17 protein-coding genes and 1 pseudogene are annotated in these 18599 nt (G+C 72.1%); 12 read left to right on the top strand and 6 right to left on the bottom strand.

The annotated features are described in order from the left end of the window. Positions 1 to 23 precede the first annotated feature (23 nt). The 10 genes and pseudogenes from ACP4E5_RS44445 to ACP4E5_RS44400 all read left to right on the top strand — a co-directional run bounded on the left by ACP4E5_RS44445 (position 24) and on the right by ACP4E5_RS44400 (position 10194). Positions 24 to 1601: an ATP-dependent DNA ligase gene (locus ACP4E5_RS44445; protein WP_425840432.1), complete on the top strand. Its 1578-nt coding sequence runs from the start codon at positions 24 to 26 to the stop codon at positions 1599 to 1601. A 112-nt stretch (positions 1602 to 1713) separates the two neighbouring features. Continuing rightward, positions 1714 to 2199, top strand: coding sequence for a cation:proton antiporter regulatory subunit (locus ACP4E5_RS44440; protein ID WP_425840430.1), 486 nt, complete (start codon positions 1714 to 1716; stop codon positions 2197 to 2199). Positions 2200 to 2203: 4 nt separating this feature from the next. After that, positions 2204 to 3529: a cation:proton antiporter gene (locus ACP4E5_RS44435; protein WP_425840427.1), complete on the top strand. Its 1326-nt coding sequence runs from the start codon at positions 2204 to 2206 to the stop codon at positions 3527 to 3529. Positions 3530 to 3675: 146 nt separating this feature from the next. After that, positions 3676 to 5208 (top strand): MFS transporter, encoded by a 1533-nt coding sequence (locus ACP4E5_RS44430; protein ID WP_425840424.1) that lies wholly within the window; start codon positions 3676 to 3678, stop codon positions 5206 to 5208. 207 nt (positions 5209 to 5415) lie between these two features. After that, positions 5416 to 5943 carry a GAF domain-containing protein gene (locus tag ACP4E5_RS44425; protein WP_425840420.1) on the top strand — a complete coding sequence of 176 codons (528 nt, stop codon included), beginning with the start codon at positions 5416 to 5418 and terminating at the stop codon, positions 5941 to 5943. A gap of 230 nt (positions 5944 to 6173) precedes the next feature. Beyond that, positions 6174 to 6824, top strand: a pseudogene (locus tag ACP4E5_RS44420) (ABC transporter ATP-binding protein); the annotation flags it as partial. Between the two features lie 71 nt (positions 6825 to 6895). Further along, positions 6896 to 7693, top strand: coding sequence for an ABC transporter permease (locus ACP4E5_RS44415; protein WP_425840418.1), 798 nt, complete (start codon positions 6896 to 6898; stop codon positions 7691 to 7693). Beyond that, positions 7686 to 8987 carry a sensor histidine kinase gene (locus tag ACP4E5_RS44410; RefSeq protein ID WP_425840416.1) on the top strand — a complete coding sequence of 434 codons (1302 nt, stop codon included), beginning with the start codon at positions 7686 to 7688 and terminating at the stop codon, positions 8985 to 8987. Before ACP4E5_RS44415 ends, ACP4E5_RS44410 begins: the two co-directional genes overlap by 8 nt. A gap of 75 nt (positions 8988 to 9062) precedes the next feature. Beyond that, positions 9063 to 9722, top strand: a complete 660-nt coding sequence (locus ACP4E5_RS44405; RefSeq protein WP_425840413.1) for a response regulator — start codon at positions 9063 to 9065, stop codon at positions 9720 to 9722. Further along, positions 9715 to 10194 (top strand): NUDIX hydrolase, encoded by a 480-nt coding sequence (locus ACP4E5_RS44400; RefSeq protein ID WP_425840410.1) that lies wholly within the window; start codon positions 9715 to 9717, stop codon positions 10192 to 10194. Before ACP4E5_RS44405 ends, ACP4E5_RS44400 begins: the two co-directional genes overlap by 8 nt. 14 nt (positions 10195 to 10208) lie before the next feature. Here ACP4E5_RS44400 and ACP4E5_RS44395 read toward each other — a convergent pair whose 3' ends face one another. From ACP4E5_RS44395 to ACP4E5_RS44385, 3 genes are read right to left on the bottom strand one after another with little or no spacing between them, the layout of a single operon-like run. Beyond that, positions 10209 to 10631 (bottom strand): arsenate reductase ArsC, encoded by a 423-nt coding sequence (locus tag ACP4E5_RS44395; RefSeq protein WP_425840407.1) that lies wholly within the window; start codon positions 10629 to 10631, stop codon positions 10209 to 10211. Beyond that, positions 10624 to 11721 (bottom strand): ACR3 family arsenite efflux transporter, encoded by a 1098-nt coding sequence (arsB, locus tag ACP4E5_RS44390; protein WP_425840404.1) that lies wholly within the window; start codon positions 11719 to 11721, stop codon positions 10624 to 10626. The genes ACP4E5_RS44395 and arsB overlap by 8 nt, the downstream gene beginning before the upstream one ends. Positions 11722 to 11723: 2 nt before the next feature. Further along, positions 11724 to 12131, bottom strand: a complete 408-nt coding sequence (locus ACP4E5_RS44385; RefSeq protein WP_425840401.1) for an ArsR/SmtB family transcription factor — start codon at positions 12129 to 12131, stop codon at positions 11724 to 11726. 79 nt (positions 12132 to 12210) lie between these two features. Between ACP4E5_RS44385 and ACP4E5_RS44380 the strand changes: the two genes are divergently transcribed. Both ACP4E5_RS44380 and ACP4E5_RS44375 read left to right on the top strand, forming a co-directional pair. Beyond that, entirely contained in the window at positions 12211 to 12624 is a 414-nt protein-coding gene (locus ACP4E5_RS44380) for an ArsI/CadI family heavy metal resistance metalloenzyme (RefSeq protein WP_425840398.1), read from the top strand. Between the two features lie 122 nt (positions 12625 to 12746). Beyond that, positions 12747 to 14141 carry an NADP-dependent succinic semialdehyde dehydrogenase gene (locus tag ACP4E5_RS44375; RefSeq protein ID WP_425840395.1) on the top strand — a complete coding sequence of 465 codons (1395 nt, stop codon included), beginning with the start codon at positions 12747 to 12749 and terminating at the stop codon, positions 14139 to 14141. On the opposite strand, the gene ACP4E5_RS44370 is transcribed toward ACP4E5_RS44375, so the two are convergent. From ACP4E5_RS44370 to ACP4E5_RS44360, 3 genes are all read right to left on the bottom strand, one after another. Next, positions 14116 to 14967, bottom strand: a complete 852-nt coding sequence (locus tag ACP4E5_RS44370; RefSeq protein ID WP_425840392.1) for an oxamate carbamoyltransferase subunit AllH family protein — start codon at positions 14965 to 14967, stop codon at positions 14116 to 14118. The two genes, ACP4E5_RS44375 and ACP4E5_RS44370, sit on opposite strands and share 26 nt — an antisense overlap. Before the next feature lie 32 nt (positions 14968 to 14999). Then, the gene (locus ACP4E5_RS44365; RefSeq protein WP_425840389.1) at positions 15000 to 16463 is read right to left on the bottom strand and encodes a YlbE family protein; all 1464 of its coding nucleotides are present in this window, start codon (positions 16461 to 16463) and stop codon (positions 15000 to 15002) included. A 355-nt stretch (positions 16464 to 16818) separates the two neighbouring features. Then, positions 16819 to 18387, bottom strand: a complete 1569-nt coding sequence (locus ACP4E5_RS44360) for an acyl-CoA synthetase FdrA (RefSeq protein WP_425840387.1) — start codon at positions 18385 to 18387, stop codon at positions 16819 to 16821. Positions 18388 to 18599: the final 212 nt, after the last annotated feature.

Raw genomic sequence — 18599 nt, 5'->3', positions numbered from 1 at the left:
TCCCCCCGTAGCACCATGGCTACATGCTGTTCGCCCGGCTCGCTCAGGTGTCCCAGGACGTCGCCGCCACCTCGGCGCGGTCGCGGAAGATCGCGTTGCTCGCCGAGTTGTTCCGGGACGCCGATCCGGACGACGTGCCGATCGTCATTCCGTATCTGGCGGGTCGACTGCCCCAGGGGCGGCTCGGGGTCGGGTGGCGGGTGCTGAGTGAGCCGGTCGAGGCGGCGCCGGAGCCACGGCTGAGCGTGCAGGACGTCGACGCGCTGATGACGGAGCTCGGGGACGTGTCCGGCGCCGGGTCGCAGGCCGAGCGCAAGCGGCTCGTCGGGGAGCTGATGGGGGCCGCCACCGAGGGTGAGCAGCGGTTTCTGTTCGGGCTCGTGACCGGTGAGGTGCGCCAGGGCGCCCTGGATGCCGTCGCGACCGAGGGTCTCGCGCAGGCGACGGGCGCCGCCCCCGCCGACGTACGGCGCGCGGTGATGCTGGCGGGTGGGCTGCAGGACGTCGCGCAGGCCCTCCTCGCCCGCGGGCCCGACGCACTCGACGACTTCCGGCTCACCGTCGGCCGGCCCGTGCTGCCGATGCTCGCGCACAGCGCCGGTGGCGTCGGCGAGGCGCTCGACAAGTTGGGCGCCTGCGCCGTGGAGGAGAAGCTCGACGGCATTCGCGTGCAGGTTCATCGGGACGGCGATGTCGTCCACGTCTACACGCGGACGCTCGACGACATCACCGATCGGCTTCCCGAAGTGACCGACGCCGTACTGGAGTTCCACGGTGAGCGGTTCATCCTCGACGGGGAGGTCATCGCGCTCGGCGAGGACGGGCGGCCGAAGGCGTTCCAAGATGTCGCGGGGCGGGTCGGCTCACGGGTCGACGTCGCGCGTGCGGCCAAGGCGCTGCCGGTCTCCCCCGTCTTCTTCGATGTGCTGTACGTCGACGGGCGGGACCTGCTGAATCTGCCCTTCGCCAGGCGGCACGAGCAGTTGGCCCGGCTCGTGCCGGAGGCGATGCGGGTGCGGCGCGTCGTCGTCCAGGACGAGGACGAGGGTGACGGTGACGGCCACGGCGAGACCGCGGGGGACGCCGGGCAGCGGGGCGCCGCCGAGGCGTTCTTCGCTGACACCCTCGCGCGCGGTCACGAGGGTGTCGTCCTGAAGGGGTTGGAAGCGCCGTACAGCGCGGGTCGTCGCGGCGCGTCCTGGTTGAAGGTCAAGCCCGTGCACACGCTCGACCTGGTCGTGCTCGCCGCCGAGTGGGGGCACGGGCGGCGCACCGGAAAGCTGTCCAACCTGCACCTGGGCGCGCGCCGCCCCGACGGTACGTTCGCGATGCTCGGCAAGACGTTCAAGGGGCTCACCGACGCGCTGCTGACCTGGCAGACGGAGCGGCTGCTCGCGCTGGCCGTCAGTGACGACGGTCATGTCGTGACCGTGCGGCCCGAGTTGGTCGTGGAGATCGCCTATGACGGGTTGCAGCGCTCGACGCGCTACCCGGCGGGCGTGACGCTCCGCTTCGCGCGCGTGGTGCGCTACCGGGAGGACAAGTCGGCCGGGCAGGCGGACACGGTGGAAGCGGTGCTCGCCGCCCACCCCCACCTCTGACCGTTTCTTTGCCAAAGCTTGGCGCGTATAGGGTGGCGGGCATCCATCTAAAGTTGCATCTGCCATCTATTGGCCGCCGGGACAGCGGCCACGCACGGACAAGGGGAGAGACGTGCCCGCTTCACGCCTGAGCAGGACACCATTGCCGGGGATCGGCTACCGCTACGACCTCACGACCCGCGAGCAGCGTCAGCTGTCTGTCGTCGCCCACAGGGAGGGGGGCCGCACCCTCAGCGCGTACCGGGCTGACGACCCGGACGCCTGCGACCTGTCGCTGAAGCTGACGTCGGGGGAAGCGGCGTATCTCATCGACGCGTTGGCGCCTTCGCACCACAGCCCGAACCTGTTGCACACCACCGACCTGGGTCTTGTCGCCGAGCGCATCGAGGTGCCCGGCACCTCGATCTGGAACGGGCGACTGCTCGGCGAGACGAAGATGCGCACCGATACCGGCGCGTCCATCGTGGCCGTACTGCGCCGCGCCGACGCGATTCCGTCGCCGACGCCGGACTTCCGGCTCGCGGGCGGCGACACGGTCATCGTCATCGGTACCCGCGAGGGCGTCGACGCGGCGGCCGCGATTCTGGGGCGGGAGTGACCGTATGCACAGTGCTGTCTTTCTGATCGAATTCGGTGCCATCACGCTGGCGCTCGGGCTGCTCGGGCGGCTCGCGGGGCGCCTGCGGTTCTCACCGATCCCGCTGTACCTGCTGGCAGGGCTCGCGTTCGGCGAGGGCGGTCTGCTGCCGCTCGGCGCCAGCGAGGAATTCGTGGCCATCGGCTCCGAGATAGGCGTGATCCTGCTCCTGCTGATGCTGGGTCTCGAATACACGGCCAGCGATCTCGTCACCAATTTGAAGACGCAATATCCGGCCGGCCTTGTCGACATGACGTTCAACGCGCTGCCCGGCGCCGCCGCCGCGCTGCTCATGGGGTGGGGCCCGGTGGCCGCCGTGGTGCTCGCCGGTGTCACCTGGATCTCGTCCTCGGGCGTCATCGCCAAGGTGCTCGGGGACCTGGGCCGGCTCGGCAATCGCGAGACGCCGGTGATCCTCAGCATCCTGGTGCTCGAGGACCTGGCGATGGCCGTGTATCTGCCCATCATCACGGCGCTGCTCGCCGGGGTCGGCTGGGCGGCCGGCGGGCTCACGCTCGCCATCGCGCTCGGCGCCGCGGGTCTGGTGCTGTTCATCGCCGTGCGGTTCGGGCGGCACATCTCGAAGTTCGTGTCGAGCGACGACCCGGAGAAGCTGCTCCTCGTGGTGCTCGGCCTGACCATCCTGGTCGCCGGCCTCGCGCAGCAGCTCCAGGTGTCCGCGGCTGTGGGCGCGTTCCTCGTGGGCATCGCGCTGTCCGGTGAGGTCGCCGAGAACACGCACACCCTGCTGTCCCCGCTGCGCGACCTGTTCGCAGCCGTGTTCTTCGTCTTCTTCGGCCTGCACACCGACCCGGCGAGCATTCCGCCGGTGCTGCTGCCCGCGCTGCTGCTCGCCGTCGTCACGGCCTGCACGAAGATCGCGACGGGCTACTGGGCGGCGCGCCGCGCCGGGATCTCCGTCAAGGGACGCTGGCGGGCCGGTGGCGCGCTGGTGGCGCGCGGCGAGTTCTCCATCGTGATCGCGGGCCTCGCGGTCACCTCCGGTATCGAGCCGCGGCTCGGCCCGCTGGCCACCGCGTACGTGCTGATCCTGGTGATCGTGGGCCCGCTGACCGCACGGTTCGTCCAGCCCCTCGCGCAGCGGCTGTTCCCGCAGCGCGCGGCGGTGGCTGTGGGCGTGGTTCCGGAGCCGCGGGCGGCCGAGCAGTCCGAGCCGCAGGTCGCGACGCCGGACGAGAAGCCGGACGAGAGGGCAGAGGAGAACGCGGAGGAAAAGGCGGAGGAGGCGTCGGACGCGACGTCGGCCGCCGTGGACGGGCACAGCCGCTGAGTCCCCGCCACTGAACCTCGGCACCCGACGGGGCCGTTCTCCAGGCTTGGAGAACGGCCCCGTTCTCTCTCCAGTCGCCCGCCATGACCAGGGCGCTTAGCGTGGTGGGCGAAGTCGATCGGGGGGCCGGTGGTTTGGAGGCCACGATGGATCGCTCGCCCGACACCTCGCAGGCAGGCGCCGAACCCGGCATACAGAGCTCCCCTCCCGGCGGCGGCTCCGTGCCGTACGCCGGCGGGGGCAAGCACGAGCACCGATGGCTGATCCTCGCCGTGATCGGCCTGGCTCAGCTCATGGTCGTCCTCGACGCCACCATCGTGAACATCGCGCTGCCGTCGGCCCAGCAGGACCTCGGGTTCTCGGACGGCGACCGGCAGTGGATCGTCACCGCCTACTCCCTGGCGTTCGGCAGCCTGCTGCTGCTCGGCGGGCGGATCGCCGACCTCGTCGGCCGCAAGGCCGTCTTCCTGACGGGTCTGGTCGGCTTCGCGGTCGCCTCCGCGCTGGGTGGCGCCGCGAGCAGCTTCGAGATGCTGGTCGCGGCCCGCGCGCTGCAGGGCGCGTTCGGCGCGCTGCTCGCACCGGCCGCGCTCTCCCTGCTGACGACGACGTTCACCGACCCCAAGGAGCGGGCCAAGGCCTTTGGCATCTACGGCGCCATCGCCGGTGCGGGCGGCGCGGTCGGGCTGCTGCTCGGCGGTGTGCTGACCGAGTATCTGGACTGGCGCTGGTGCCTGTTCGTGAACCTGGCCTTCGCCGCCTTCGCGTTCCTGGGCGGCCTGCGCCTGCTGCACGGCGGGCGCCCCGTGGACCGGCCGAAGCTGGACGTGCCCGGCACGATCCTGGTGTCGGCGGGCCTGTTCTGCATCGTCTACGGGTTCTCGAACGCCGAGACGCACGACTGGGGCGACTTCGCGACCTGGGGCTTCCTGTTGATCGGCGTGGTGCTGCTCGCCGCGTTCGCCTGGTTCGAGACACGGGCCGCGCATCCGCTGCTGCCGCTGCGCGTGCCCCTCGACCGGGACCGCGGCGCGTCGTACCTGGCGATGTTCATCGCCGGTGCGGGCATGTTCGGCGTGTTTCTCTTCCTCACGTACTACCTGCAGCAGATCCTGGAGTTCTCGCCGGTGTCGACCGGTGTGGCGTTCCTGCCGATGGTCGCCTGCATGATCTTCTCGTCGATCGTCACGCAGAATTTCCTCGCGCCGAAGTTCGGTCCGAAACCGCTCGTGCCGCTGGGCATGGCGCTGGCGGCAGTGGCGATGATCTGGCTGACCTTCCTCGATCTGGGCAGCAGCTACGCCGCCCATGTGCTGCCGCCGACCATGGTGCAGGGCCTCGGCATGGGCCTGATCTTCGCCACGGCCATGAACCTCGCCACGTCCGGTATCGCGACGCACGACGCGGGGGTGGCCTCGGCGATGGTCAACACCAGCCAGCAGGTGGGCGGTTCAATCGGCACGGCGCTGCTGAACACGCTGGCCACGACCGCCGCGACCAGCTACCTCGTCGGCAAGCGGCCCACGCCGCTGGTGCGCGCGCAGGCCGCGATCGAGAGCTATTCGACCGCCTACTGGTGGTCGGCCGCGTTCTTCGGCGTCGGATTCGTGGTCACGCTGCTCCTGTACCGGCCGGGGCCGCCGAAGGTGATGTCCGGCGAGGGGGCCGTGCACATGTGAGGCGGGACGTGCGGCGGTCCCGGCGCAGTCGGCTCGCACGACGTCGGTTCGCGCGGTATCGATTCGTCCGGTATCGATTCGTCCGGCACCGGTTCGCGCGGCCCATCCAGGGGGCATACCCCCTGAGCACAGTCCGCCCGTCGGGCAGTTGGCGGGGCGGGAGGCTGCGTCGTGCGGGGCGGACGGGACAGGGACGAGGGGGCCGTCATGCGTGGCGTGCCGTGCGAGGCGTACCAGGTGGACAGCGAGCGACTGGCGACGGCGTTCGTGGAAGTGGCCGACGCCGCCGTACGGGGTGGTGCGCAGGCCCTCGGCGCGCTCGTCGGCAGCTGTGTGTCACTGCTCGGGGTGGCGTCGGCGGTGGCGGTGCTGAATCCGCCCGCGACCCGGGTCGAGGTCGCGGCGTCGGACCCGCGCGGGCTGCGACTGGAGCGGGCCGCACTGACCTGGGGCGAGGGACCCGGCCTGGACTGCCGCAGCTCCGCCACGGCCATCAGCGGCGTTCCGCTCGCGCATCCGTACGCGCGCGCCAATTGGCCGTCGTACACGGCGATGGCGCGCAGCATGGGCTTCGCGTGTGTGGTGGCGGTGCCGCTGCGGGCCTCGGACCGGGCGGTGGGCTCGCTGAGCTTGCTGTCGGAGCGGTCGGGGCCGATCGGGCCGCTGCGCTTGCGCCTGGGTCAACATCTCGCGGACGCGACGGCGTTGGGGGTCGTGCCCCGGGGGCGCCCCTGACCGAGCGCGCGGCTCGACCTGGCTCGGGCTACGTCTACCGATACGGCCCCGGTCCCGGCTCTGGCTCCTGCCCTTGCCTCGGCCCGGATCTTCGCTCTCGCGTCCGCGGCCTGGGGGTTTTCCCCCAGCAGGGTCGGAGGACAACCTCGTTCCGACGGATCGCTCCGGTCCATAGCGTGGATGTCACACGAAGGACGCGACGGCAGAGCGCGCCGGCAGAGGGAGTCGTGATGATCGAGGCCAGGGGTCTCACCAAGCGGTACGGCGAGACGGTCGCCGTGGAGGACCTGAGCTTTCGGGTGCGCCCCGGGAGCGTCACGGGCTTCCTCGGGCCGAACGGGTCGGGGAAGTCCACGACCATGCGCATGATCATGGGCCTCGACCGGCCGGACGCCGGTCACGCCACGATCGACGGCCGCCCGTACGCGGATCTTGACTGGCCGCTGCGCCGGGTCGGCGCGCTCCTCGAGGCCCGCACGTTCCATCCGGGCCGCAGTGCGCGCGGCCATCTCGCGGCGCTCGCCGCGGGCGGCGGTATCGACCCTGCGCGGGTGGATGCGGTGCTGGAGACCGTCGGACTGGCGTCGGTCGCGCACAAGCGGGCGGGTTCGTTCTCGCTCGGCATGGCGCAGCGCCTCGGCATCGCGTCGGCGCTCCTGGGCGACCCGGCGGTGCTGCTGTTCGACGAGCCGGTGAACGGGCTGGACCCCGAAGGCGTCCGCTGGATACGGGAGTTGCTGCGCTCGCTGGCCGCCGAGGGTCGTACGGTCCTGCTGTCGAGTCATCTGATCAGCGAGATGGCCCTGACGGCCGACCATCTCCTGGTGATCGGCCAGGGCAGGCTGCTCGCGGACACCTCGGTCGCCGAACTGACGGCGAACGGACGGTCGTTGGAGGAGTCGTTCTTCGCGCTCACCGGGGGCGCGGCCGAGTACCAGGCAGGAGGAGCCCGATGAGCGCGACGACGTACGCACCCGCCTTCGCGGGGCACTACGGCTTCCGGCAGGCCGCCCGGATGGAGTGGATCAAGCTGCGGAGCCTGCGCTCGACGATGTACGCGCTGCTCCTCACCGTGGTCGGCATGATCGCCATGGGGATCGTGACGATGGCCAACACCAAGGCGCCGCAAGGCGCTTCGAAGGTGGCGTCCTTCGACCCGACGAACAATGTTCTGGCGGGGGTGGCCCTCGGTCAGCTCATCATCGGCGTGCTGGGTGTCCTCGTGATATCCGGCGAGTACTCGTCGGGGACGATCCGCTCGACGCTGGCCGCGGTGCCGGACCGGCGGCTCGCGCTGGCGGCGAAGGCCGCGGTGTTCGGCGCTCTCGCGCTGGTCATCGGCGAGGTGGTCACGTTCGTGACGTTTCTCGCGGGGACGGCGGCGCTCTCCCCGGGTGTGCCGCGGCCCTCGCTCGGAGACCCCGGTGTGCTGCGAGCCGTGCTCATGTCGGGCGCGTATCTGGCGATGGTCGGCCTCATCGGCCTCGGGATCGGCGCGATCACGCGGCACACGGCGAGCGCGATAGGCGTCCTGGTCGGCATCACATATGTGCTGCCCGCGCTCCTGTCCGGGACCACGGGGACGGCGGTCGCGAAGTTCTTCCCGACGATGATCGCGGGCAATTCGCTGGCGGTGACGGTGCCGGTCGACGGGATGCTGTCGCCGTGGGCCGGGTTCGGGGTGCTGTGCCTGTACACAGCGGCGTTCCTCGTCGTGGGCGACCGGTTGTTGGCGCGCCGCGATGCCTGACTTCCCCTTCATCGACCTGCCGACGGTACGCGCTGCGCTGACGGCCTGTGTGACGCGGCGGGCGTGGGCGGAGGCGGCGTACTGCCTCCTGTCCTACGCCCCCGCACTCGCGGGATTCCTCCTCGTCGTGGTCGCGCTGGCCCTGGGGTCGGCGCTGACGCTGACGGTGGTCGGGGCGGTGCTCGGCGCGGTGTTCCTGCTGGCGGGGCTCGGCCTGGCGCGCGGTCTCGGCGCGCTGCACCGGTGGCTGGCGGGGGCGCTGCTCGGGGAGCGGGTGGCGGCGCCGGGTCCGCCGTCGGCCGAGGGCGGGACGTTCGCGCGCGTGGAGGCGCGGCTGCGGGACGGCGCGTCGTGGCGGGCGGTGGCGTACGTGCTGGTGAAGCTGCCGCTGGCGACGGTGGGCCTGTACGGGGTGCTGTGGTGGGTGATCGGCGCGGTGAACATGGCGGCGCCGGTGCGGTGGGCGTTCACGCCCGAGGATCTGACGCTGGTGACGCCGTTGCCGTGGGGTGGGCAGCCGCATGTGCATTCGCTGGCGGAGGCGTTCGGTGTCGCGCTGCGGGGGCTGCTGATCGTGGTGGTCGCGCCGTGGCTGACGCGGATCGCCGTCAAGGCGGATCGCACGCTGATGCCGGCGCTGCTCGGCCCCGGTGAACTGGCCGACCGGGTCCGCGACCTGGAGGAGAAGCGGGCGCTGGCGGTCGAGGACGCCAATGAGCGGCTGCGCCGGCTGGAGCGGGATCTGCACGACGGGGCGCAGGTCCGCCTGGTGGCGCTCGCGATGAGCCTGGACATGGTGCGCGAGCAACTGGACGACCGGGACCGTCCCGAGCTGCACCGCATGGTGGAGACGGCGCGGGACAACGCGACGGAGGTCCTCACGGAGCTGCGCGACCTCTCGCGGGGCCTGCATCCGCCCGCGCTCGACGGCGGGCTGGGGGACGCGTTGGGCACGCTCGCGGCGCGCAGCACGCTGCCGGTCGATGTGAGTGTGGATCTGCCGGAGCGGCCGGCGCCCGCGATGGAGAGCCTGGCCTACTTCTGCGTGGCGGAGTTGTTGGCCAACGCGATAAAGCACAGCGGGGCGAAGCACTGTGGGGTGGAGGTAGCCGCGGGGGACGGCACGTTGCGGCTGCGGGTGACGGACGACGGGAAGGGTGGTGCACGGATGGAGCCGGGTGGCGGGCTCGCGGGGTTGGTGCAGCGGGCGCGGACGGTGGACGGGTCGTTGGAGGTGACGAGTCCGGTGGGCGGGCCGACCGCGGTGACGGTGTCGCTGCCGTTACGCACGTAGCCGTGGGCGACGGGTGTGGATCATGGACGAGGGAGCGAAGTGAACGCGGAGCGGGCTCATGAGACGATCCCGGCCATGCGCGTAGTGATCGCCGAGGACGCCGCAGTGCTGCGGGAGTTGCTGGCCCAGATGCTGTCCATGCGGGGGCACGAGGTCGTGGCGGCGGTGAGTGACGCGGAGGCGCTGCGGGCGGCCGTGGCGGAGCACCGACCCGACGTGACGGTCGTCGACATCCGGATGCCGCCGACGCACACGGACGACGGGTTGCGTGCGGCGATCGACATCCGGCGCGAGTATCCGGGGACCGGGGTGCTGCTGTTCTCGCAGTACGTGGAGACGAAGTACGCCACGCGGCTGCTCGCACAGGGGTCGGCGGGCGTCGGGTATCTGCTCAAGGAACGGGTGGCGAACGTCGCGGAGTTCACGGACGCGCTCGGCCGGGTCGCCGCGGGCGGCACGGCGCTCGACCCGGAGGTGGTGACCCAGCTCGCCGGGGCGGGCCGGTCGGCCGAGGAGCTGAGCGCGCTCACGGAGCGGGAGCGGGACGTGCTGGAGCTGATGGCGGAGGGCCGGTCGAACGCGGCGATCGCCGAGTCGCTGCATGTGTCGGCGGGCACGGTCGAGAAGCACGTCGCGGCGGTCTTCGGGAAGCTGGGGCTGCCGGCGTCGGAGGATCACAATCGGCGTGTACTCGCGGTCATCCGGTTCCTGCACCGAGACTTGACGCATGGCTGACGGGACGAGGCGAGCGAAGCGCAGCGCGGGCCTGCTGCTTTTCCGGCGCGCGCCGGAAGGGGTCGAGGTGCTGCTCGGGCACATGGGCGGCCCGTTCTGGGCGCGCAAGGACGCGGGCGCGTGGGGCGTGCCGAAGGGTGAGTACGAGCCGGGTGAGACGCCGTGGGCGGCGGCGCGGCGCGAGTTCCAGGAGGAGCTCGGCCTGCCGCCGCCGGAGGGAACCGCGCTGCCGCTGGGTGAGACGGTGCAGTCCGGCGGCAAGCACGTGACGGTGTGGGCGATGGAAGCGGATCTGGATCCGGCGGAGATGGTGCCGGGGACGTTCACGATGGAGTGGCCGCGCGGCTCCGGTCGCACGGCGGAGTTTCCCGAGCTGGACCGGGTGGCCTGGTTCGGCCTGGACGCGGCGCGGACCCGGATCGTGAAGTCCCAGGCGGTGTTCCTCGACCGGCTCGCGGCTCAGGTGTCCTGAGCCGGACGGCTCCGTCAGGCGTCCGGCACCGGGGCGATGTCGTCGATCAGCGTGCGAACGCGTTGTTCGATCTCGTCGCGGATGGGTCGCACGGCGTCGACGCCCTGGCCCGCGGGGTCGGGAAGTTGCCAGTCCAGGTAGCGCTTGCCGGGGAAGACGGGGCAGGTGTCGCCGCAGCCCATGGTGATGACGACGTCGGAGGCCTGGACGGCTGCCGCGGTGAGGACCTTGGGGACCTCGGCGGAGATGTCGATGCCGACCTCGGCGAGTGCTTCGGCCACGGCCGCGTTGACCGTGTCCGCCGGGGCCGAGCCCGCCGAGCGTACGTGGACGCGCTCGCCCGCGAGGTGGGTGAGGAAGGCGGCCGCCATCTGCGAACGTCCGGCGTTGTGGACGCAGACGAACAGCACCGACGGCTGCCGGGCGGTGTCAGACACGGGTCGCCTCTTCCTGCTGCGGTACGGCGGTGGTTGTCGGGGCGGGGAAGTAGCGGCGTGCGTACAGCGCGACGTAGACCAGGCCGATCAGTACGGGCACCTCGATGAGCGGGCCGACCACCCCGGCGAGCGCCTGCCCGGAGGAGGCGCCGAAGGTGGCGATGGACACGGCGATCGCCAGCTCGAAGTTGTTGCCCGCGGCGGTGAAGGCGAGTGTGGTGGCGCGCGGGTGGTCGAGGCCGACCGCCCTGCCCAGCAGCATCGATCCGGTCCACATGAGCGCGAAGTACACGAGCAGCGGCAGCGCGATGCGGAGCACGTCCACGGGCCGGCTGGTGATGGCGTCGCCCTGGAGCGCGAAGAGGATGACGATGGTGAACAGCAGCCCGTACAGGGCGAAGGGGCCGATGCGCGGGATCAGTTTCGCCTCGTACCAGGTGCGGCCCTTGGCCCGCTCGCCGATGCGGCGGGTCAGGTAGCCGGCCGCGAGCGGGATGCCCAGGAAGATCAGCACGCTGCGGGCGATCTCCCACACCGACACGTCCAGGCTGGTCTGTTCAAGGCCGAGCCAGCCGGGCAGCACCTGGAGGTAGAACCAGCCGAGGGCGGAGAACGCGATCACTTGGAACACCGAGTTGAGCGCGACGAGCACGGCGGCGGCCTCGCGGTGCCCGCAGGCCAGGTCGTTCCAGATGATGACCATGGCGATGCAGCGCGCGAGACCGACGATGATCAGGCCCGTGCGGTACTCGGGCAGGTCCGGCAGGAACAGCCAGGCCAGGGCGAACATGAGCGCCGGGCCGACGATCCAGTTGAGCAGCAGCGAGGGCAGCAGCATGCGCCGGTCGCCGGTCACGGTGTCGAGACGGTCGTATCGGACCTTGGCGAGCACCGGGTACATCATCACGAGCAGGCCCAGCGCGATCGGCAGGGACACCCCGCTGACGGTCACCGTGGCCAGCGCGTCCCCGAGTCCCGGGATCAGGCGTCCGAGGCCCAAACCGACGGCCATCGCGGCGAGGATCCACAGGGCCAGGTAGCGGTCGAGGAAGGAAAGGCGTCCGGCCACGCTCTGTTCGGGTGCATTCATGCTCACGAGGCGGCACCGGCCGTCTCGCCGCGGGAGGACAGCGGGGTGCCGGCCGGGCGGGTCAGGATGCCGGCCAGGCGGTCGGTCATCTCCGGCAGCAGCCAGTAGTAGACCCAGGTGCCGCGCCGCTCGCAGTCGATCAGCCCGGCCTGCCGGAGCAGCTTGAGGTGATGCGAGATGGTCGGCTGCGACAGCTCGAAGGCCGGCGTCAGATCGCAGACGCAGACGTCCCCGCCGTCCCGCGAAGCGATCATCGACAGCAGCCTCAGGCGCACCGGGTCACCCAGCGCCTTGAAGACCTTCGCCAGGTCAACGGCCTGTTCCTCGTCCAGCGGGGCGGTCAGCAACCCCGGACAGCAGGCGTCGGCGTCGCCGCTCTGCCCCCACACCACAAACTCTTGCTTCGACATACTTCTATGTTGACAGTCTTCGATCCAGGGCGCAATGTTGCATCGACATACATCAATACAAGCGAATGGGGGGACTGCCATGTCCCGTGCTCAGCTCGCCCTGCGGGTCAGCGACCTGGAAGCGTCGATCACCTTCTACTCGAAGCTGTTCGGCACCGAACCGGCCAAGCGCCGCGAGGGATACGCCAACTTCGCCATCGCCGAGCCGCCGCTGAAGCTCGTCCTCATCGAGGGCGAGGCCGGGCAGGAGACCCGCCTCGACCACCTCGGCATAGAGGTGGAGTCCACCGACCAGGTCAGTGCGGCGACCGGCCGGCTCAAGGACGCGGGCCTCGCGACGTTCGAGGAGAACGACACCTCCTGCTGTTACGCCCTCCAGGACAAGGTGTGGGTCCACGGCCCCGGCCGGGAGCCCTGGGAGGTGTACGTGGTCAAGGCCGACGCCGACGACCTCGGCAAGAGCGCGCAAGCGGCGTGCGTCTGCGGTCAGTGATCCGCCGCGCGGACGTCTGACGGACCTCCCCGCGGGTACCCGGCGAGCGCCCCGCAGCCCGCGTTGCGCGCGTCCGTGGCGCGCGGGAAGGTCGAAGGAACCGCGCAGAGGAGGTCGGCAGCATGCCCATCGCGACGGTCAACCCGGCGAACGGCGAGACCCTCAAGACGTACGAGGCCCTGTCCCCGGAGGAGATCGAGCGCAGGCTCGCCCTGGCGGCCAGCGCCTTCGACTCGTACCGCACGACGACGTTCTTCGACCGGGCGAGGCTTCTGCAGCGGGCCGCCGACCTGCTGGAGGCGGACGCGCCGGACATCGCCCGCGTGATGACGACCGAGATGGGCAAGCCCGTCGCGGCGGCCCGTGCCGAGGCGTTGAAGTGCGTGAAGACGATGCGCTGGTACGCGGAGCACGCGGCGGAACTGCTCGCGGACGAGCATCCGGCGGAGCACGACGTGAAGGACTCGGGCGGGGTGCGCGCGCATGTGCGTTACCGGCCGCTCGGCCCGGTGCTCGCGGTGATGCCGTGGAACTTCCCGCTGTGGCAGGTCGTACGGTTCGCGGCGCCCGCCCTGATGGCCGGGAACGTGGGCCTGCTCAAGCACGCGTCGAACGTGCCGCAGACCGCGCTCTACCTGGAGGATCTCTTCCGCCGGGCCGGTTTCCCGGAGGGCTGTTTCCAGACTCTGCTCATCGGCTCGGGCGCGGTCGAGGGCATTTTGCGCGACGAGCGTGTGGAGGCGGCGACGCTCACCGGCAGCGAACCGGCGGGCCGGTCGGTGGCGTCGATCGCGGGCGACGAGGTGAAGAAGACGGTCCTGGAGCTGGGCGGCAGCGACCCGTACGTGGTGCTGCCGTCGGCGGATGTCGCGAAGGCGGCGAAGACGGCCGTCACGGCACGCGTGCAGAACAACGGGCAGTCGTGCATCGCGGCGAAGCGGTTCATCGTCCACGAGTCGGTGTTCGAGGAGTTCCGGGACGCGTTCGTGGCCGGGATGCGGGAGCTGCGGGTGGGTGATCCGCTCGACGAGAACACGGACGTCGGCCCGCTCTCCAGTGAGCAAGGGCGCAGCGATCTGGAGGAGCTGGTCGACGACGCCGTGGAGAGCGGCGCCAGCGTGCTGTGCGGCGGGCAGCGGCCGAAGGACTTCGCGGACCGCGGGTGGTTCTACGAGCCGACGGTCATCGCCGATGTGACGCCGGAGATGCGCATTCACCGGGAGGAGACGTTCGGCCCGGTGGCGACCCTGTACCGGGTCGCGGACCTGGACGAGGCGATCGCCGTCGCCAACGACACGTCCTTCGGCCTGAGTTCCAACCTGTGGACGCGCGAAGAGGACGAGATCGAGCGGTTCGTCCGGGACAGCCAGGCCGGTGGGGTCTTCGTCAACGGCATGACGGCCTCGCACCCGGCTCTCCCCTTCGGTGGCGCGAAGCGCTCCGGCTACGGGCGCGAGCTGTCGGACCACGGCATCAAGGAGTTCTGCAACATCACCACGGTGTGGATCGGAGCCTGACAGCTGCGCCTCGGCGGCTCACTCCGGCGGCTCGCCGGGGTGGGCCGCCGACACATGGGCGGGTCACCCCGGCGAGGCGGGCGCCCGCGCACAACCCGTGCAGCAGGTCGCTCCCGGAGCTGTGGCCGACGGCCAGCAGGTCGGCGACCGGGGCGGTCAAGTCGGTTCCGGTGGATGCCGCGTGCAGCAGTGCCGCCACCTGGGGAATGCAGTGACCGTCGGCGGCGTGCCGCAGGAGCGCGGCCGAGACCGGGGGTGTGCGTGTTCCGGCCTGTTCGGCGGTGGCTACGAGGACGGGCAGCCAGGTGGGTGGCAGCGGGGAGAGTCGGGCGGCGAGCAGCAGCCCGCACAGGAAGTCGTCGCCGGACGGGGTGGCGCCGGCGCCGAGCCCCAACAGGGCGTCCGCGGTGCGTCGTTGAGTGTTCGGTGTTCCGCGCGCGAGGCCGCGGACCAGCGCAGTCGCGGCGGGGCGGACCTCGGCGGCGAGGGGTCGGGGCGGACGCAGGCGGGCGAGCCGGGCGAGGGCTGGGCCGTGCGGGGTGTCCTGGGCGCGGGGCGGTTCCCAGAACTCCCCGGCGGTCAGGGACAGTTGTCCGACCGCGACGCGACCGCCCCCGATCCGTCCCGCGTCGCCGACCGCCATGCCGTCAAACGGCCGCTCCCCCGCCGCGCGCGGCAGCACCACGGCGGTCGGCACGCGCACGGCCTGCGGGACGACCACGGCGAGCGGGAGGTCACCGCCGTACGGCAGTAGGTACAGGGCCTGCCGGGCGACGGCCAGGACACGGGCGGGACGCGGTGGCCCGGCCAGCAGGGTGCGCGCCAAGGTGCTGACCGTGCAGGGTAGTTGGGCGGGGCTCATGCGCTGGGGGCCACGACTCGTACGGCTGATGGCTCCGGGACCGGGAACGCGTCCAGTGCCTTCAGGAAGCACTCCAGCGGTGCGTGTGCCAGGCCGGCGCCGATCTGTCCGATGCCGGGTTCCCGGTGGGCGATGCCTGTGGTGACGACCGGTTCGATGCCGGTGTCCAGGACGGCCCGCACGTCGATGCCGACCGGTGAGCCGATGCCGCCGAGGGCCGGCAGGCGGTAGGCCTCGTGCCGGGCCAGCGTGATGCGCGCCATGTCGCGGCTGGTGCGCAGTGCCTCCTGCACGGTGCCGCCGACGAAGCCGGTGATGGCGGGCGCGGCGGCGAGGGCGAAGCCGCCGAGGCCGTTGGTCTCGGTGATGGCGCTGTCGCCGATGTCGGGGTTGGCGTCCTGCGGCCCGTATCCGGCGAAGTACAGGCCCCGTACTTCGGCGGCGGGCGCCGTGAACCAGGCGTCGCCGAGGCCGCTGACGCGGATGCCGACCTCGACGCCGTTGCGGGCGAACGCCGTGACGAGCGTGGAGTGGTCGACGCCGTGGGCGGCAGATGTGGCGAGTTTGGCGGCCGCCATCGAGAAGTTGAGGAACCAGTAGTGGTTGTCGGCGAGGAAGTCGAGGACCTCGGGGCCGTTCGGCACGCGGGCGAGCGGCGCGGCGAGTTCCCGCAGCAGCAGGGCGGACGCGGCGGTGTTGCGGCTGTGGCACTCGTCGCCCATCTGGAGCGCCTGGGCGACGACGGAGCGCAGGTCCACGCCGTCGGGCCGGTCGGCGAGGGCGGCGCGCAGCGCGGGGGCGAGCACGTCGGCCATCCAGCGCAGCCGGTCCATCACGTCGTCGCCGAGCGCCCCGTAGCGCAGGCAGCGGCCCGCGCCCTCGTTGAGGTTGGCGTAGGCACGCCGTCCGGTGGCCGGGTCCTCGACGACGAGTACGGGCATCGACGGGGAGGTGATGCCGCCCATGGGACCGACGGCCTCGTGGTGGTGGCACGGCTCGAAACGCAACGCGCCCGTGTCCGCGAGGAGTTCGGCCTGTTCCGGGGTATCGGCCCAGCCCTCGAGCAGCGCGGCGCCGATGACACCCGCGCGCATCGGGCCGCACATGTCGGCCCAGTCGACGGGCGGCCCGGCGTGCAGCAGAACGCGTTCGCCGGTGGCCCGGTCGTCGAGCACCGGCAGGACGTCGCGTGCGGTGCGCACATCGCGCCACACGGGTCGCACGGCGAGCAGCCGGTCGACGGCCGTGCGGTTGGCGGCCTCGACGGTGTCGTGACCGGTGAGCTCCGCCAGCTTCCAGGCGAGTTCGGGGTCACCGCCCGCGGGCGGCCGCCAGTCGAGAGTGCTGACGTGGGCACCCGCGGTGCGCGGCACATCGGCGAATCCGGGCACACCGACGGCAGCGATCCGCACCGGAGCGTCACCCGCACCGAGCAGGTCGGTCACAAGGTGAGGGGTCATGTACGGCCTCCTGGGCGGGTGGTTGGGGTGGGGGTGAGACGGGCGGGGGTGGCGCGCGTCACTCGATGGTCGACGCGAGTCGGCGACGCGGCGGGCGTCGGTGATCCGGCAAGCGTCGGTGTTTCGTCAGGCGCCGTCGACGGCATCCGGAACGTCCAGGGCACCACGACAGCCCACCCGCCGGAACCCCGCGTCCGCCCAACACCACCGGCACGAAGGGCATCGGGCCCGCCGGTGGGCCGGCGGCAGGCACGACGCGCCGGACACCACGGCAGGGTTCTCGCCAGAGACCCGCGCCCCCGGCACCACCGGTACGAAGGGTGTCGGTCGCGGTCTCTGACGCGGCGAGGCGCTCTCACCGACCCGCCCGCCCCGAAGACGTCAACTCGGCCGTGGTCCGGCCTGGTTCGCGGGACGCGTCCGTCAGGGACACCGCCCACTCCGCCGCGTCCGTGCTGGTCGGTGCCAGCAGGGCTCCCGCTCCTGAAAGGCGGGCCCGCACCGCGTCGACGTCCTGCGGGTCGCCGTCCGTGCCGACGACGAACGCGATGACCGGTGGCCGGCCCCGCTCCCCCACCCGTTCCAGCTCGGCGGCGAGCGCCCCGGCCGGGTCCGTGCCCGCTCCATGGCCGAGGACGACGTCCAGGACCACCACCGCGGTCCGCGGGTCGGTCAGGGCGGCGCGCAGATGGGCGGCGCGCACCGTGGGGTCGATCATCGGGTGGGGGCGGCCCGCGGTGTAGGCGTCGTCGCCGAGGTCGAGCACCAAGTGGCGTTCCGGCAGGGCGATGTCGCGTCCGGGAACGTAGGGGTCGACCGCCGTCGCCGCCCCCGGCAGCAGTTGTCGCGCCTCGTACGCGAAGGTTCCGCCCGCGTACAGGGCGCGCAGGTACCGTCCGGGCACCCCGTCCACCGCGGGTGGCGCCCACCCGGGTGCCGGGACGCCGCCGAGGGTGCGCACCACCGCGCGGGCCGCGTCGCGCAGCGTGGCGACGACGGTGACGGCCCCGCGCGGCGCCGGTCGGTCGGTACCGAGGAACGCGGCGACGACCGGCTTGCCGGTGCGCCCGGCGCGGGCGAGGACTCGTTCGGCGACCTCCGGCGCCGGCGGCTTCGACACCAGAACGATCAGCTCGCAGCCGTCGTCGGCGGCGAGCAGGTCGAGCGCGTCGAGCGTGGTGCGCGCGCCGACCTCCGCGCTGAGGTCGCGGCCGCCGGTACCGATCATTTGCCGGACCCCTTCGCCGGCCGCGTCCAGGAGGCACGACACCTGCTGAAGTCCCGTTCCCGATGCGCCGATCAGGCCGACGCGGCCGGGGCGAAGCACGTTGGCGAAGCCGAGCGGGACACCGTCCAGGACGCCGGTCCCGCAGTCGGGCCCCATGGCGAGGAGGCCCAGGCGATGCGCCTCCTCCTTGATGCGGATCTCCTGCTCGACGGGGACGTTGTCGCTGAAGACGAAGGCGTGCATGCCGCGGCGCAGCGCCTTGAGCGCCTCGGCCGCCGCGTACGGGCCGGGGGTGGAGATCAGCGCGAGGGCGGTCGCGGGGTCCGCCTCGCCGAGGGCGCGCGGCACCCACGCGTCGGCCTCCGCGCTCCCCGCCGCGGCGGGCTGTTCGAGCAGCGCGGGCACTTCGCCGAGGGCGTGCTCGATGGCGTCGGCCGTACCGCGCAGCGCGACGATCAGGTCGGCGGGGCGTGCGGCGCGGCCCTCGCCGGTGAGGAGTCGGGCGTCGGCGAGCAGCCGCAGATTGGGTTCGGTCGCCATGACGAGGCTGGCTGCCGTGATGCCGGGCAGCCCGGTGAGGTGCTGCGCCGCGCGCATCAGGGCGACGGAGTCGGCGTAGGCGTCGCACCGCACGGAGTTCGACGTCAGGGTGTCCGGGGCGGGGTGGCCGTCGGTGGCGGGCGGGGTGGGCTCCATGGCATCGACGCTACGACCGCCACCCGGGCCCGGTCTTCGGCGAGCGTTGCCAGCGCGCGGGTGTGGATCACCGGCAGCGGCTGACAGTGACCGGGCCGCCGGGCGGGCATCAGCATGGTCGGGGACGCCCACGGCCGTGGCCCGGCCGGCCGCTCACGGCGCTGACGCGGCTACGCCGCCGGGGTCGGACCGTCAGGCCACCAGGCCACCAG

Origin of the sequence: Streptomyces fractus (assembly GCF_049844455.1) — a bacterium.
Classification (GTDB): domain Bacteria; phylum Actinomycetota; class Actinomycetes; order Streptomycetales; family Streptomycetaceae; genus Streptomyces; species Streptomyces fractus.
This window is presented reverse-complemented; position numbering and strand designations above follow the sequence as displayed.

Coding starts and splice junctions, on each gene's coding strand:
- ACP4E5_RS44445 (WP_425840432.1), top strand. CDS start 24: ATGCTGTTCGCCCGGCTCGCTCAGGTGTCCCAGGACGTCGCCGCCACC.
- ACP4E5_RS44435 (WP_425840427.1), top strand. CDS start 2,204: ATGCACAGTGCTGTCTTTCTGATCGAATTCGGTGCCATCACGCTGGCG.
- ACP4E5_RS44430 (WP_425840424.1), top strand. CDS start 3,676: ATGGATCGCTCGCCCGACACCTCGCAGGCAGGCGCCGAACCCGGCATA.
- ACP4E5_RS44425 (WP_425840420.1), top strand. CDS start 5,416: ATGCGTGGCGTGCCGTGCGAGGCGTACCAGGTGGACAGCGAGCGACTG.
- ACP4E5_RS44415 (WP_425840418.1), top strand. CDS start 6,896: ATGAGCGCGACGACGTACGCACCCGCCTTCGCGGGGCACTACGGCTTC.
- ACP4E5_RS44410 (WP_425840416.1), top strand. CDS start 7,686: ATGCCTGACTTCCCCTTCATCGACCTGCCGACGGTACGCGCTGCGCTG.
- ACP4E5_RS44405 (WP_425840413.1), top strand. CDS start 9,063: ATGCGCGTAGTGATCGCCGAGGACGCCGCAGTGCTGCGGGAGTTGCTG.
- ACP4E5_RS44400 (WP_425840410.1), top strand. CDS start 9,715: ATGGCTGACGGGACGAGGCGAGCGAAGCGCAGCGCGGGCCTGCTGCTT.
- arsB (WP_425840404.1), bottom strand. CDS start 11,721: ATGAATGCACCCGAACAGAGCGTGGCCGGACGCCTTTCCTTCCTCGAC.
- ACP4E5_RS44385 (WP_425840401.1), bottom strand. CDS start 12,131: ATGTCGAAGCAAGAGTTTGTGGTGTGGGGGCAGAGCGGCGACGCCGAC.
- ACP4E5_RS44380 (WP_425840398.1), top strand. CDS start 12,211: ATGTCCCGTGCTCAGCTCGCCCTGCGGGTCAGCGACCTGGAAGCGTCG.
- ACP4E5_RS44375 (WP_425840395.1), top strand. CDS start 12,747: ATGCCCATCGCGACGGTCAACCCGGCGAACGGCGAGACCCTCAAGACG.
- ACP4E5_RS44365 (WP_425840389.1), bottom strand. CDS start 16,463: ATGACCCCTCACCTTGTGACCGACCTGCTCGGTGCGGGTGACGCTCCG.
- ACP4E5_RS44360 (WP_425840387.1), bottom strand. CDS start 18,387: ATGGAGCCCACCCCGCCCGCCACCGACGGCCACCCCGCCCCGGACACC.